At 59.5% G+C, this 13,713-nt stretch carries 10 protein-coding genes; 1 reads left to right on the top strand and 9 read right to left on the bottom strand.

Features of this window, described 5'->3' with window-relative positions:
* Positions 1-3: 3 nt before the first annotated feature.
* Complete coding sequence (locus ACEN83_RS17070; protein WP_172435752.1) at positions 4-1,281, bottom strand: cytochrome P450; 1,278 nt, start codon at positions 1,279-1,281, stop codon at positions 4-6.
* Between the two features lie 14 nt (positions 1,282-1,295).
* On the opposite strand from ACEN83_RS17070, the gene ACEN83_RS17075 reads away from it, so the two are divergent.
* Positions 1,296-2,129: a TetR/AcrR family transcriptional regulator gene (locus ACEN83_RS17075; protein ID WP_495577813.1), complete on the top strand. Its 834-nt coding sequence runs from the start codon at positions 1,296-1,298 to the stop codon at positions 2,127-2,129.
* A gap of 135 nt (positions 2,130-2,264) precedes the next feature.
* On the opposite strand, the gene ACEN83_RS17080 is transcribed toward ACEN83_RS17075, so the two are convergent.
* The 8 genes from ACEN83_RS17080 to ACEN83_RS17115 all read right to left on the bottom strand — a co-directional run bounded on the left by ACEN83_RS17080 (position 2,265) and on the right by ACEN83_RS17115 (position 13,492).
* Complete coding sequence (locus ACEN83_RS17080) at positions 2,265-3,869, bottom strand: phytoene desaturase family protein (protein WP_495577814.1); 1,605 nt, start codon at positions 3,867-3,869, stop codon at positions 2,265-2,267.
* A gap of 85 nt (positions 3,870-3,954) precedes the next feature.
* Positions 3,955-4,776: an SDR family NAD(P)-dependent oxidoreductase gene (locus ACEN83_RS17085; RefSeq protein WP_095967330.1), complete on the bottom strand. Its 822-nt coding sequence runs from the start codon at positions 4,774-4,776 to the stop codon at positions 3,955-3,957.
* Between the two features lie 31 nt (positions 4,777-4,807).
* Positions 4,808-5,626 (bottom strand): enoyl-CoA hydratase/isomerase family protein, encoded by an 819-nt coding sequence (locus ACEN83_RS17090; RefSeq protein WP_095967331.1) that lies wholly within the window; start codon positions 5,624-5,626, stop codon positions 4,808-4,810.
* Positions 5,623-6,594: a VOC family protein gene (locus ACEN83_RS17095; RefSeq protein WP_095967332.1), complete on the bottom strand. Its 972-nt coding sequence runs from the start codon at positions 6,592-6,594 to the stop codon at positions 5,623-5,625. Before ACEN83_RS17095 ends, ACEN83_RS17090 begins: the two co-directional genes overlap by 4 nt.
* Before the next feature lie 51 nt (positions 6,595-6,645).
* On the bottom strand, positions 6,646-9,177 hold the full coding sequence (locus ACEN83_RS17100; protein WP_495577815.1) for an efflux RND transporter permease subunit: 2,532 nt from the start codon (positions 9,175-9,177) through the stop codon (positions 6,646-6,648).
* A 35-nt stretch (positions 9,178-9,212) separates the two neighbouring features.
* Positions 9,213-10,346 (bottom strand): YCF48-related protein, encoded by a 1,134-nt coding sequence (locus tag ACEN83_RS17105; protein ID WP_495577816.1) that lies wholly within the window; start codon positions 10,344-10,346, stop codon positions 9,213-9,215.
* A gap of 95 nt (positions 10,347-10,441) precedes the next feature.
* A complete protein-coding gene (locus ACEN83_RS17110) occupies positions 10,442-11,800 on the bottom strand; it encodes a DUF1329 domain-containing protein (protein ID WP_095967335.1) in 1,359 nt (452 codons plus the stop codon).
* Positions 11,801-11,830: 30 nt separating this feature from the next.
* On the bottom strand, positions 11,831-13,492 hold the full coding sequence (locus tag ACEN83_RS17115; RefSeq protein ID WP_095967336.1) for a DUF1302 domain-containing protein: 1,662 nt from the start codon (positions 13,490-13,492) through the stop codon (positions 11,831-11,833).
* Positions 13,493-13,713 lie beyond the last annotated feature (221 nt).

A 13,713-nucleotide genomic window follows, 5' to 3' on the forward strand; every position in this document is an offset into this window, starting at 1 on the left:
TGCTCAGTCCCAAATCACCGGCAACCTGGAAACCCCGCGCAACTGTGCACCGGCGATCTGCGGCACGGGCTCGCTCGGGTCGAGGCGCAAGTTGGGGAACAGGTCGAGAATCGCGTTGACCGCGCAGCTGATTTCTACCTTGGCCACAAACTGGCCAATGCACATGTGCGGACCGAAACCGAAACCGAAGGACGGTTTTGGCTTGCGATCAATGTCGAAGACATCCGGGTTTTCGAAGGCGTCTTCGTCGCGGTTGGCAGACACCACCATGCACTGGACGAAAGACCCCTTGGGGATTTTCACACCATGAAACTCCACTTCCTTGGCGGTCTCGCGCACCTTGAAAGTGGCCACCGGTTCAAAGCGCGTGGTTTCGTCCATCAGCTTGCCGATCAGCGAACGATCAGCCTTCACTCGCTCCAGCAATCCAGGAGTGGTGAGCAGCAAGGTCATGACCGAACCGAACATGCGCGTGGTGGTTTCGCCTGCGGCCGGCAGCAACGAGCGGGTGAAGGTGATGACTTCGTGATCGTCCAGCGTGCGCCCTTCGTATTCGGCGCGCAGCAAGCGGCCGATCACGTCGTCACCCTGGCTGCCTTCGGCGCGTCGTTGCACCACGACTTCTTCCAGAGCGTCGTACAAACCTTTGACGGCGATACCGGCCTGACGCCGTGCCTCGACCATTTTGTCCGGATCAATCTGATTGCCACCGACAATGGCCAGTGCCCAGGCGGCGTATTGCTTGTACTTGGACGGTTCATCCGAAGGGAAACCCATCAAGGCATACATGACGCGAATCGGCAATTCGAGGCCGAACTTCATCAGGTCGGCTTTCTTCGCCGACAACATCGGCTGGATGTACTCCTGGCGAATCACCTGGTCGATCTGCGGGCGCCATTTATTCACGGTCTCGGGCATGAACGCCGGTTGCAGCAAGGCACGCACCTTGCGGTGCTCGTCGCCGTCCATGGCCAGAATGATCAAGCCATCGAAAAACGCGCCGAGACCTTCGGCAATAAAACCGCTGGTGTAGGTCGCGCCATCACGCAGTACCGTCATCACGTCCTGATATTTGAACAAGGCGTAGGTCGGGCGAGTGCCCTGCTGGGTACCGGCATTAGTCGGAACGCCGAACTGGGTGATGAAGTCGCCCTCATAGATCGGCGATTTCAAGCGCTGTTCGCGGCAGACCGCGTGAATATCAAGGTCAGTACCACGGTACATTTCCGATACGGCGGAATACGCGGTTGCCAGGTCCAGTGCTGCGCTTTCGTTGCTCATCAGGATCTCCAGTCTTGTTTTTCTTCTGCTTGCACACCAAGATTGCCCGGCGGCCAAACCATGGTATGCGGTTGTGTCGGCACGGGTGGTCCGCTTCGTTTGACTCGGGGTCAAACGAAGGCTTCCAGGAAAATGCTTCAAGGTGTGAATTGCCAGAACCATTCAGGCATGAGGAGTACGTGGTGGCGGTAAAGGCTGGAGAAGGTGGCGAACAGGGCAAGCGCAATACCATGAATCGCCTGCTCGCGGCTGCGCGCGTGGAGTTCGCCAAAAAAGGCCTGGCCGGGGCGCGAGTGGAAGAAATTGCCCGCGAGGCCGGGGTCACCAAGCAGTTGGTCTACCACTACTATGGCTCGAAGGAAGGCTTGTTCGTGGCGGTGCTGGATGAGTCGTCGAGCAATATCATGTCGGAGCTGGTCAACCTCAAGGTCGAGGAACTGGCCCCGCCGCTGGCGATGCGGACCGTGCTCAACCATTTCTTCGACCAATACCGCTTTGACCCTTTTCTCGGCAGCCTGGCGCTGGAAGGCATTCGTTATCACGACGCGCACCAGACACCCCGCAACCATTTTCTGGAAATGGCACCCGCGCTGATCAACAAACTCGATGCGATCCTGCTGCGGGGGGCGGCCAGCGGCGATTTTCGTGCGGGTATCAACCCGCGCCTGTTGCTGGCCAGCGCATCGCTGGTCACCACGGGCTGGTTCACCAATCGCTACTCGATGTCGGCGCTCGCAGGGCTCGATACTGACTCCGCGGAAGGCATGGCCACCTGGCGCCAGTATTCGGCGGATTTTGTTTTGGCTAGCATTTCACTGGGTGCAGAAAAAAACGCCGACAGGCTTTGACGGCTACCGGCGTTTTCCTTCGGTTCGGTCCACGGATCTGTAGGAGCCGGCTTGCCGGCGATAGCAATCAGATAGACGACATCGATGTTTAGCGATATACCGCCATCGCTGGCAAGCCAGCTCCTACAGACCGGCTCAGTTACCCTTTTTACCCAGGTATTTGCTCACACGCTTGGCCGCCAAACGTCCGGCCATGCCGTTGACCCCTCCGCCCGGGTGAATGCCGGCGCTGCCCAGGTACAACCCCGCCACCGGCAAGGTATCGCCGCCCAAACCATACGCAGGGCGCATGGTGCTTGAGCGCATCGAGGTGGTGTCGATGTGCACCACGCAGCCATTGACGGTATTCAAGCGCGCAGTAAAGTCCGGAGCGGCCTCGATACGGCGGCCGATCACTTGCCCCTCGATCCCTTCGATATAGTCGTACAACTGCGCCTGCACCTGATCCGCCACCTGCTCGCGCAATGCATCCCAACCCTCATTGGGGTTCACCGGCATCACCGGCGGATAGATGTACAACACGTCCTGGCCGGCGGGTGCTTGTGAGGGGTCGGCGGCGCTCGGTGCGGCTACGGTGATGTAGGGCAGCTTCGGTACTTCGCCACGGGCGCAGGCGGCGAAGTTTTCCAGCACAGCCTCTTCGGTGCCGATCAACACCACGGTTTTACGCAGGTCCACACCATCACCGCGTGCTGCGGCAAAACGTGGCAGGGAAATCTGCCCACGCAAGGCAACGTCTATCTTGAGCGGGCCCGAGCCCCTGCCATTGGCCGGTGCCATGGCGATGCGTGTCAGCAAATGCTGGGGAATCTCGCCGCGGGTAACCATGTCCAGCGCAGGTTTTGGATGGCACCCGGCGATCACGGCCCGGGCAGTAAACTGGCGGCCATCGACCAATTTGACGCCTTTGATCTGGCCGTCTTTGGCGACGATTTCACCGACGCTGGCGGAGACCAGCACCTTGCCGCCGAGTTCTTCCAGGCGCGACTGCATGGCATTGCTCAATTGCTGCATGCCACCGATCACACGGCCTACGCCAAAACGGTGGAGGAACCCCAACAAAGCATAATAAATACCACCGCCATCGGCGCTGATATCGCCCGCCAACCCCGTCAGTGCGCACATCGCGGAAATGGTCACCGGATGCTCGAAGCGTTCGCGTGCCGCCTGCAGGGCGGAACCGGTCATCAGCGCCATCAATTCAGGTTTCAGGGCTTTGTGCTTGATCGCGGTACCGAGCATCTTCAGCTTGACGCCCAGGTTCGACTTGGCCGGGTCAACGCGCATCATCGGCAACGCGATGTCGAGGAACATGTCGATGACTTTCATGAACGCCAGAAACGCCTCGGCGTCCTTGCTGCTGAAGCGGCGGATCTCGGCGGCGGTTTTCTCGCGATCACGCCAGAAAATCAGCGACTGCCCATCCGGGTGCAGATACACGTAGCCGGGTGCCAGCTCCACCGACTTGAAGCCGTGGCGCTCCAGCCCCAGCTCTGCTGGCACATGGGAATGGACACGCATCGACATCATGTCCAGTGCGCAGGGATGAACCAGGTGCTGCGGTGCTTCGGGTATCAGATAACCCGATGACGCCATGCCGCCGACTTTATCCAGCGCCTCCACGACCAACACTTTCTTGCCTTCCATGCCCAGGTAGCAGGCCGCCGACAAACCATTGGTGCCACCACCGACCACGATCACATCGAAATCAGTGTTTCCCGCTGTTTGGTTCTGATTCATCACTTGCTTCCATGACGTCATTCAACCACGGCGGCACGCAGCGGCTGTGGTGGCGAAGATACGCCCCGGCGAACCGGGGCAAGCGTTACATGCCGGTGCGGCCCATCTGCGCGAACAACGCGCGCATCGCGACCAGGGAGGGGGTGTGGCTGCTGAAACCACCGTCGGCCACCAACGTGGTGCCGGTGACAAAGGAGGATTCATCGCACGCCAAGAACGCCACCACATCGGCAATCTGCCGAGGCGTACCGAGCTCGGCGGTACAGTGGTTATCGCGCAGGATGTCGAGCAAAGGTTCGGGCATGGCATGCTCTGAAGGCGCCAGACCGATTTGCACCGCGTTGCCCCGAATACCTTGCTTGCCGTATTGCGAGGCCACCATGCGCGGCAACATCATCAGGCCCGCTTTCGACGTGGCGTAGCCGGTCAGCGACATATCGCCCTGCATCCCCAGGCCCGAGGTGGCGTAAATGATCGAGCCCTTGCCGTGCTCCAGCATGACCGGAATGACATGCTTGGTGCACAGCACGGCGCCACGCAGGTTGACGGCGATGGCGCGGTCCCAGGCCTGCATGTCGAGGTTGACGAAATCACGATCGAGCTGACGTTGCTCGGCATTCAGGATCGCCGCGTTGTTGTGCAGGATGTCGATACGACCGAAGCGCTCCTTCACTTGCGCAACCATCGCCCGCACTGCGTCTTCCGAAGACACGTCCGTGGCAATCGCCAAGGCCTGATGGCCCTCGGCAATCAGCGCTTGAGCAACAGCTGTGGCGCCCTCGAAATTGATGTCGACCACCGCAATGCTCGCGCCATGGGACGCCAACACCCGGGCGCACTCGGCACCCAGACCGCCGCCGGAGCCGGTAATAATGGCCACCCGTCCTGCCAGTTTTCCTGTACTCATGTCCGTTCCTTATTGTTTTTTGGGGGACGTGTTACTCGCCGGTAAAACGTGGTTCGCGCCGCTCGCTGAAGGCCTGCGCCGCTTCGCGGGCGTCCTTGGTCGGAGCCAGCAAGGCGAACAGATCCAGCTCCAGGTCCAGGCCTCTTTTCAGGTCCATTTCCAGTGCCGCGCGAGCCGCCTGTTTGACATACGCCGATGCGGTCGGTGGTTTGCTGGCGATGCGTTGGGCAAAGGCCCGCACTTCTTCCAGCAACTTGGCGCTGTCACTGGCCAGTCGGCTGACCAGACCGATGCGTTGCGCTTGTTCCGCGCCCATGCGGTCACCGGTGAGCAACATGTCCAATGCCTGACCCGGCGCCACCACTCGGGATAGACGCTGCGTACCGCCCCCCCCGGGGATCAGCCCCAGACCGGTTTCCGGCAAGGCAAACACGGCGTCAGGGGCGGCGAAACGAATGTCACACGCCAGTACCAGTTCCAGCCCACCGCCCATGCAATAGCCGTGGATGGCGGCGATCACCGGTTTGCTGATGCGGTCCAGCGATTCGATCCAGCGCACGTTTTCCATGCGCTGGCGCACTTGCAAGCTGGACTCCGGGCCACGGCGTTCCTTGATATCGGCACCCGCGCAAAAGCCTCGCTCGCCCTCCCCGCGAATCACGATTACGCGAATCTCGGGGTCTTTCTGCAAGAGGGCCAGGGCCTGCGGAACGCCCTGGCGAATATCATCGTTGATGGCGTTGATCTGCCCGGGTCGGGTCAGAACCACCCAGCCCACCTTGGCATCGCGCTCCAGGCGCACGGCCTCGTTGATCACCACAGGGAGTTGCGGGTTTTGCGCTGTGCTCATGCAGGGCACTCCTCGAACTCGAAGACCTGGCCATTGAGTTCCTGCGGGTCGATCTTGATCAATGCGCGACCGCCCACCGCCTCCGAGGACTCGATCCACTGGAAGCGGGTACCGCGGGCACGCAAGTCTTCTGCCTTGGCCGCCAGGTCGTTGACGCCGATACGGATGTAGTACGGACCCGGGCCCCAGTTATTGACGTAATGGCCGGCGTCGGTATTCCAGTAAGTGGCCTCGATGACATCCAGGGTAGCGCTGTTGGGCACGGTGAAACCCATCCGCGCACGACGGTAACCTTCGCTGCGGATGTGCTCGACCGGACCGCTCGGCTCCCAGTCCAGGTTGGTCGACACTTTGCGCAGGGTTTCGTCGAGGTTGCGAACCAGAAAGCCACGTGCCGTCACGCGGACCATGTCGCCCGGTTTGAGATCGCGCGGTTGCATCGGTGGCAACTGGTAGGTTTCCGGCGGCATTTGCAGCGGCTCGGTCGGCATGATTTCAATGCACAGGCCGCCATCCACGTCAGGTTGGTAGTACGGTTTCTCCGGAGTCGCGCCCAGCCACAGGCGGTCGAACGGCATCTCCGGCGTGCGTTGCGCCATGCGGAACGGCAAGCGCCGACGCATCAGTTTGTCTACCAGCGCGTTGAACTTGTCGCCGTGCAGCGCCAGGACGATGGAATGGGTAATCATCGGCCGATGGTGACCCTGGAAGGTTTTCAGGCTTTCCAGAAAGTCATGGAACAGCGGGTCGCCAGGGTTGGGACGATCCAGGTGCCACTGCGGCTCGATGCGCGTTGGCGACACCGCGAGGGATTTGTGTACGCGCAGAAAGTGCGCGATATATGGGTGATTGTCGAACGCCTGGCGCCAGCGTTCGTGTTTGTAGATCCCGAGCTTGTCGACCAACATTTCCGTCATGCCGTCCGGGTCCGGAACCATCATGTCGGCACTCATCAATAACTCGAACATCGTCCTCTCCTTGCAGTTGTCAGCCCGGGTCTGTGCCCGGCTATGCGTTAGTCAGCGAGCGCGCCGGGGTAAGGCAAACTCAGTCAATGCGTGATGGGGGGTGTCGGCGGCCGGCTTGCGCGACTCTTGCTGCGCGCGGGCGTCTTCCAGATCGAGGGTCAGCCCTTCCTTGGAGTTGCCCTTTGGATTGAGCAGGTAATGCGACAACGCCGGGATCAGTACGAGCGCGCCGAGCATGTTCCAGAGGAACATGAAGGTCAGCAGGATGCCCATGTCGGCCTGAAACTTGATCGGCGACCAGGCCCAGGTAATCACGCCCGCGGCCATGGTCAGGCCGACCAGCGCGACAACGCGACCGGTGAAGTCCAGCGAGCGGCGATACGCGACGGCCAGGCTGCCACCGCGTTCCTGCACCGCCAGTTGCACACTGAGCAGATACAACGCGTAGTCCACGCCGACGCCGACGCCTACAGCGATCACCGGCAAGGTGGCCACTTTCAGGCCGATCCCCAGCCAGACCATCAGCGCCTTGCAGATAATCGTGGTCATCAACAGTGGAATCAGCGCCACCAGGGTGGCGCGCCAGCTGCGGAAGGTCAGCAGGCAGAGCAAGGCCGTGGCGCCATACACCGCCAGGTACATGGTGATGATGCCCTTCTCCACTTCGATGTTGGTCGCTGCCTCGATGCCGGCATTGCCCGCTGCCAGCAGGAACTCCATCGGCTGCTCGGCATTCGCGGCTGTGCTGTTGTCTTTGGCAAAGTCTTCGGAGACTTTCAGCACCCGGCTCAACGTATCGGCCTTGTGGTCTGCCAGGTAGGCAATGATCGGCGTCACCGAGCATTGCTGGTTGGTGATCCCCGGAGCGGAGATCATCGCCGCGTCCACCGCCGAGTTGGTGATGGCCTGGTCACGGCTGATGCTCAACCATTTCGGGCTGCCTTCGGCCATGCCGGAGCTGATCATGCGCACGGTTTCGGCCAACGACTGGGTCGTTTGAACACCTGGAGTCTGACGCAGACGCCAGGCCAGTTTGTCCATGCTTTGCAGGGACTGGTACAGGCGGCAGCTGTCTTCGTTGGTCTTCATGATGACCACGAACTGGTCACTGGAGAGCCCATAGTTGGCGGTGATATAGGCGTTGTCACGGTTGTAGCGTGAGTCTGCGCGCAACTCAGGGGCACCGGGGTCGAGGTCGCCCACCTTGAGGTGCATCATCACCACGCTGCCCGCCAGCGTAACCAACAGCGACAAACCAATCACCGCCGTGGCCATTGGACGCTCGGTGAAACGGTCGAGGCTGTGCCAGATACGCCCGAGCACACCGCGGTTGGCTTCACCGGCCTGATCTTTGGCAATGGCAATACGCGCGGCTTTTTTACTGACGCCCAGGTACGACAGCGAGACGGGAATCAACAGGAGCTTGGTGAAAATCAGAACGGCCACGCCGATGCTGGTGGTCAGGGCGAGGTCGCGGATCACCGGAATATCAATGATAACCAGTACCGCAAAGCCCACGATGTTGGTCAGCAGCGCGGTCAGCCCGGTGAGGAACAAGCGGCGGAAGGTGTAACGCGCCGCCACGTATTTGTGGGTACCGCGGCCGATGTCCTGAAGGATACCGTTCATCTTCTGGGTGCCATGGGAAATACCGATGGCGAAAATCAGGAACGGCACCAGGATCGAGTAAGGGTCCAGGTCGTAACCAAGTATTTGCATCAAACCCAGCAGCCAGACCACGCCAGCCACCGCCACACTCACCAGCAACAACGTGCTGCGCAGGCAGCGGGTATAGAAGTAGACAAACAGACCGGCAATCACTACCGAGGCGCCGAAGAACAGCATCACCGAATACAGGCCGTCGATCAGGTCACCGACCAGCTTGCTGAAGCCGACGATATGAATGCCGACCTTGTCGCTTTCCAGCGAACGGATCTGGTGTTCCAACTGCCGGGAAAAATCACCGTAGTCCAGCGGCTTGCCGGTTTGCGGATTGGTATCGAGCAGTGGCGCGACAATCATGCTCGACTTGCTGTCGTTGGCCACCAGGTTGCCGACAATGCCGGCGCGCATGATGTTGCGACGCAAGGCCGTGATCGATTTCTCGCTGCCGTCGTAATCCGAAGGCATCACCGCACCGCCATCAATGCCCTCCTCCGTCACCTCTTTCCAGCGGACGATGGGCATCCACAGCGACTTCATCCAGGAACGGTCGACACCCGGAATCAGGTACAGCGTGTCATTGACCTTCTGCAACGCCAGCAGGTAGTCGGCGTCGTAGATATCGCCGGTCTTGTTTTCCACCACAACGCGAATGCTGTTGCCCAGGCCCGGTAGCTGGTCTTTGTAGGCCAGGTAGTTCTTGATGTAAGGGCTGGAGCTGGGGATCATTTTTTCGAAACTGGCGTTGACCTGCAGCCTTGTCGCAAAACAGCCCAACACCACGGTCGCGAGCAGGCAGGCAATGACGACCAACATGCGATGCCGGAAAATCACCCGTTCAAACCAGCCCCCGGAGTTCTTGTCGAAGTCCTCAAGGTTGGCAATCACTGGCATCCCGCTGTTGAATTTTTGCTCGACCATTTTTTCTTTCTCGTAGAGGAGTCGTACCGACGGCGTTATTTGGCCAGGGCAATATCGATGACCTTGGCGCCGGTAAAGCGCGTGACAACCAGGCTCCCAGCCTGTTCGGTGGCACTGGCCGCGTAGATCTCACCCACTCGCGCATCGGCCAGCGGGGTGACCTGTAAACCCTGTCGATCCAAACTGGCCAACTGCCCTCCCTGGCTCACGATGACCAACGCCTTGCCCAGCTCGACAATGCTGACCAGGCTGCTATTGAGGTGGGTTTCCACCGGTTGCCATTGCTGACCGTCATCACGGCTGGCAAACAGGTTGCCGCGCAGCCCGTAGGCCAGCAGCAGGTGATCGAAGGCTCGAACACCGAAGTAGGTGCCGGTATAGGGCGTGTCGATTTTCACGAAGCGTTGCTGCTGGGCATCGAGGCGCAGCAATAGGCCCTGTTCACCGCTGATATAAAAAGTGCCCGCGCGCTCGGCCAGACCGTACAGGTGCATGCGCCGATCGTTGTCACTGCGCTCGATCCACGGTTCCCAGTGCTGGCCGTCGTCGGTGCTGTGCATCAGCAAGCCAAAGGCACCCACGGCATAGCCGTTGCCTTGGGCATCGAACATCACATCGAGAAAGGGTGCTGCCATCACGCCAGGGGTCGCCGAGGTGCTGACGGCCGTGGCGACTTCCTTGAGTAACGCTACCGCAGACTCATCGCCTTTTTCAGCGCGTGCTCCGTAGTAGGCGTTGAGCAGTGGCAACAGACGGCGCCCATCGAGTTGCACTTGCCAGCTCAGACCACCGTCGGTGGTGTGCAGAATCATCGCGTCGTGACCGACGATCCAGCCATTGCGCTCATCGCGAAAACGCACCTGAACCAGATCACTGGAGACCGGGCTGTTGACCTGTTGCCAGGTTTTACCCGCATCGGTGGAGCGCTGGATCAAGCCGTGCAACCCGACACTGACCAGTGCCTCACCGGCCCTGGCGACCGACAACAAGGGCGCGGGCAAGTGCTCGTCAACCCGTGGTGCCGCCACGTCCAGTGAATCAGCAGGCGTGCTGATTGCACTAAAGGCTGGTGTCGTGGTGACCAATGCACTCACACCAACGCTCAAGGCGATCGCCAGCATCAGACGCGAAGCAGAGAAAAAAACAGAATCAGGGCAAGGGCTAGTCATTTTTTTTATTCCTTATCCGTCCCGCGGCATAAAACCGCCCTGCCCGGCCCGCCTGGCTTGATGCGCAAACCGGCGGGCAGGACAGGCGGCAAACGTCAGCGCTGGGTGACCCGGGCTACGATGGCTTCGGGGTTCATATCGCGCTCGCTGAGCGGCTTGTCGTTGAACTTGTAACCACCCTTGAGCGCATCGTTGAGCAACGCATACATGCCCTTGTTGAAGTCGTAGACGACGTTCTTCACGTTGTAGGGAATGTTCTTGTCGTAGAGCTGCACACCACTGAGGAAGATCGAGCGGTACAGGGCGCCGCTCTTGTCCCAGGCGTCATACAGGCCAACGCCGAAGGTGTCCTCATCCAGGTAGTAGGTGCGCTTGCTGTAGACGTGGCGCATGCCCGGCTTCAACGTTGCTTCCACGACCCACACGCGGTGCAGTTCCCAACGCTCGTTCGCCGGGTTGGCGTGGTGCGGCATGAACTGGTCTTCTTGCTTGGTCCCGAAGTAGAACTTGTAGGCGTTGTACGGGATGTACATCTCTTTTTTGCCGACCAGCTTGTAGTCGAAGCGGTCCTGGCTGCCGGAGAACATTTGCAGTTCGTCGAACAGGGTGACGCCACCCTGGCTGGCCACCGGGGTATCGAAGGCGAATTCCGGCGCTAACTTGACCCGACGCTGACCCGGGGAGTAGCTGAAGGAGCGACGCGCCTTGGCCAGTGGGTCGAGGAAGTCGGTCAGCACCACCACCTCGCCGGAGCGACGCGCCGGGTAGTCGTTGCGCGAAAACACCCGGGCGTACATCAGCGAATCACGATCCGGCTGGGTCACCTGGTAGTACGGCGTCTCTTCGAACGTCGCCTGCTCTGCAGTCTTGGTGATCGAGCCGTTGGCATCGACCACCCAGCTGTTGGAAGACGAGGTGGTCGAGTAGCCGGTGCCGATCTTGTAGCGCACCTGCTGGTTCCACATGACTTCGTTGCCGGTCTTTGGAATCGGGAACGGCAAGCCGCCACGGCAGGATGGATCGACCGCCAGGCCGTCCTTCTGAATCTGGCAACTGCTGGCATTGCGCACGGTGGCGTCGAGTACGGCCTGTGGGTACGCGGCCGTACGGTGGCTTGGGTAAATGTCAATGTAATAGGTCGGGTATTTCTTGATCAGGGTTTTCTGCCCTTCACTGAGCTTGTCCGCGTATTGATCAACGTTCTTGGCATCGATACGAAACAGCGGTTTTTCTTCCTTGAACGGGTCGACCCAAAATCCGCTATCGGGTACGAAGCCGGCCGGCGCCTTGGTCAGACCACCTTCATAGGCAGGAATGCTGCCGTCGGCGTTACCCGCCTTGGTTGCCCCGAACGGGGTGAGGGTTTTACCAAGGTCAGAGACATCACCGCCTGCCGCCAGGGTGTAGGTCGCCATGCTCATCAGGGCAATGGATAAGGCAAGTTGTCGTTTCATGAACACGTTCTCCGATTCTTATTGGATTTGTCAGAAGGAGGTCTTGAAGGTAAATGTCAGCCAGCCACGGTCAGTGCCACCGACGTTGCCGTTGCCGGAAACGGTGCCATTATTCAGGGTTTTGGTTTGCGCATCGGTATCGGCATAACGCAGGCCGAACTCATACAGCTGGGCGTAGGTGAGTTTGACGCCGACAGAGTACGACAATGCGCCCTCGCTGCCGCCACCGGCCGTCGCCGCATTACCGTCCAGACCGTAGTTAACTGTCAGGGGAACGTCCATATCCCAGGATGGGAAGATTGAAATGTACTGCGGGGTGTAGTTGACAGCGACAGCGGAGTAATTTCTCGTCGAGCAACCGTCGGACTCATTGCCGGAACCGGCGATGCGTGGTGTGTTGCCATTGACGCAACCGGCCTCGCCCACGCCTTTGTACAACTCTTCGTGCTCGGTTACTCGGTCCAGATGGCTATACGCGAATTCACCAACCAGTGTGGCGTTGTTCGAAATGAAGTTACGCGGCACACCGTACACAGCGTTGGCGATAAAGTGGATCGTGTCGCCACGAGGACCTTCATCATCCAGAGCACTGACACCAGTGGCGTTCAACGCGCCGTTCATGCGATAGGACAACTCGGAACCGACTGCCACGGTATTGAATACCCGGGCAAAGCTCAGGCCCGCCAGCTTCACACCACGTGGGTAGACGACCCGATAAGAGCCCAGCGCCGCTTTGACCTCCGGAGCCAACCAGGGCTGGTAGTCGTCGAACTGACGGTAGTAAACACCGAAAGTCGATTCGATTGCCTCGACGTTGAGCTTGCCCATTACCCCCCAGTTCTTGCCATCACGGCCGAATTTGGAGTCCTGACGCTGCAAAGTTGCCCCGTTGGCGGCCAGTGGCAATTGATCCGGGCCTTCGAACAACGGATCCGCCGCACCGAAATAGGTGCCCCCGTAAGGAATTCGAGTGGGCTCCCATTCATAGAAGTATTGAGCAGCAAGCGAAAGGCTATCGGTGACCTGCGCCTTGGCCGAAATTTGTCCGACCGGCAGGAACACTTCCTTGGTTTCGATACCCGGGCTGGTGGAGGCCTTTACGCCATCACTGGGAGCCTGGGAGTAAGACACGGCATGCGCACCAAAGAGCAAGCTCTCGCCCCAATAGTTGGTGTGTCGGCCGGCCTTCACGTTGACCGGTATGTCACCGATATTGAAGTTGCGCCAGAGAAACGCATCGAGGATTTCACCCGATGGGCCGTGCATGTAGCGATCCACTTCATCGCTGTACTTGTTGTTGTGGTAGCTGGTCGCGAAGCCTGGGACATTACTGCGGACGTCGTCGTCAGCATAAGCCTGGTCAAACCAGCCAGCAGCACTGAGGCGTGCACCCCAGTCGTTCAGGTAAGAAAAATCGAACTCACTCAACACATCGAGTCGATTTGTCACAATATCGTTTCTGTTGAACTTCCCGTCGGACTCGTCGAAGTTCGTCGTTCTCATGATGTTGTTGTCTTGCTTGTCGGTCCGCATACCCAGGTTGTAACGGACCGTATTGTCCCAACGCACGCGGTAGTCTGGGTTTGACATGTCGAACGAGGCTGCCATCAAGCCTTGCGCACTGCCAACCATCAACAGTGTGAGCGCACCTTGAGTCAGTACCCGCTGGCCCTGTTTGGTCTTCTTTTTCATACACACTACCCTTTTATTTTTATTTTCAGTCGCTAAGTGCACACAAACATCCATTCCAGCGATCTGCGAAATCCCACAGGATCGTTGCAAACCCGCCCAAACACTCCGCTCACGAGGACTGACACCCTCTCAGGACCCCCTTCCTCTTCAGCTGAAAGCTACCCTAGCGGATCATCGATCAAAATTCCACATAAAGATTTGCATTCTCTATTCAGAATTAA

The sequence above is a fragment of the Pseudomonas sp. Pseusp49 genome, from assembly GCF_059491875.1.

What these genes read in the sequence shown, in the direction of transcription:
- ACEN83_RS17080 (WP_495577814.1), bottom strand. Translation starts at nt 3,869, where the DNA reads ATGAATCAGAACCAAACAGCGGGAAACACTGATTTCGATGTGATCGTG.
- ACEN83_RS17105 (WP_495577816.1), bottom strand. Translation starts at nt 10,346, where the DNA reads ATGACTAGCCCTTGCCCTGATTCTGTTTTTTTCTCTGCTTCGCGTCTG.
- ACEN83_RS17090 (WP_095967331.1), bottom strand. Translation starts at nt 5,626, where the DNA reads ATGAGCACAGCGCAAAACCCGCAACTCCCTGTGGTGATCAACGAGGCC.
- ACEN83_RS17070 (WP_172435752.1), bottom strand. Translation starts at nt 1,281, where the DNA reads ATGAGCAACGAAAGCGCAGCACTGGACCTGGCAACCGCGTATTCCGCC.
- ACEN83_RS17095 (WP_095967332.1), bottom strand. Translation starts at nt 6,594, where the DNA reads ATGTTCGAGTTATTGATGAGTGCCGACATGATGGTTCCGGACCCGGAC.
- ACEN83_RS17085 (WP_095967330.1), bottom strand. Translation starts at nt 4,776, where the DNA reads ATGAGTACAGGAAAACTGGCAGGACGGGTGGCCATTATTACCGGCTCC.
- ACEN83_RS17115 (WP_095967336.1), bottom strand. Translation starts at nt 13,492, where the DNA reads ATGAAAAAGAAGACCAAACAGGGCCAGCGGGTACTGACTCAAGGTGCG.
- ACEN83_RS17100 (WP_495577815.1), bottom strand. Translation starts at nt 9,177, where the DNA reads ATGGTCGAGCAAAAATTCAACAGCGGGATGCCAGTGATTGCCAACCTT.
- ACEN83_RS17110 (WP_095967335.1), bottom strand. Translation starts at nt 11,800, where the DNA reads ATGAAACGACAACTTGCCTTATCCATTGCCCTGATGAGCATGGCGACC.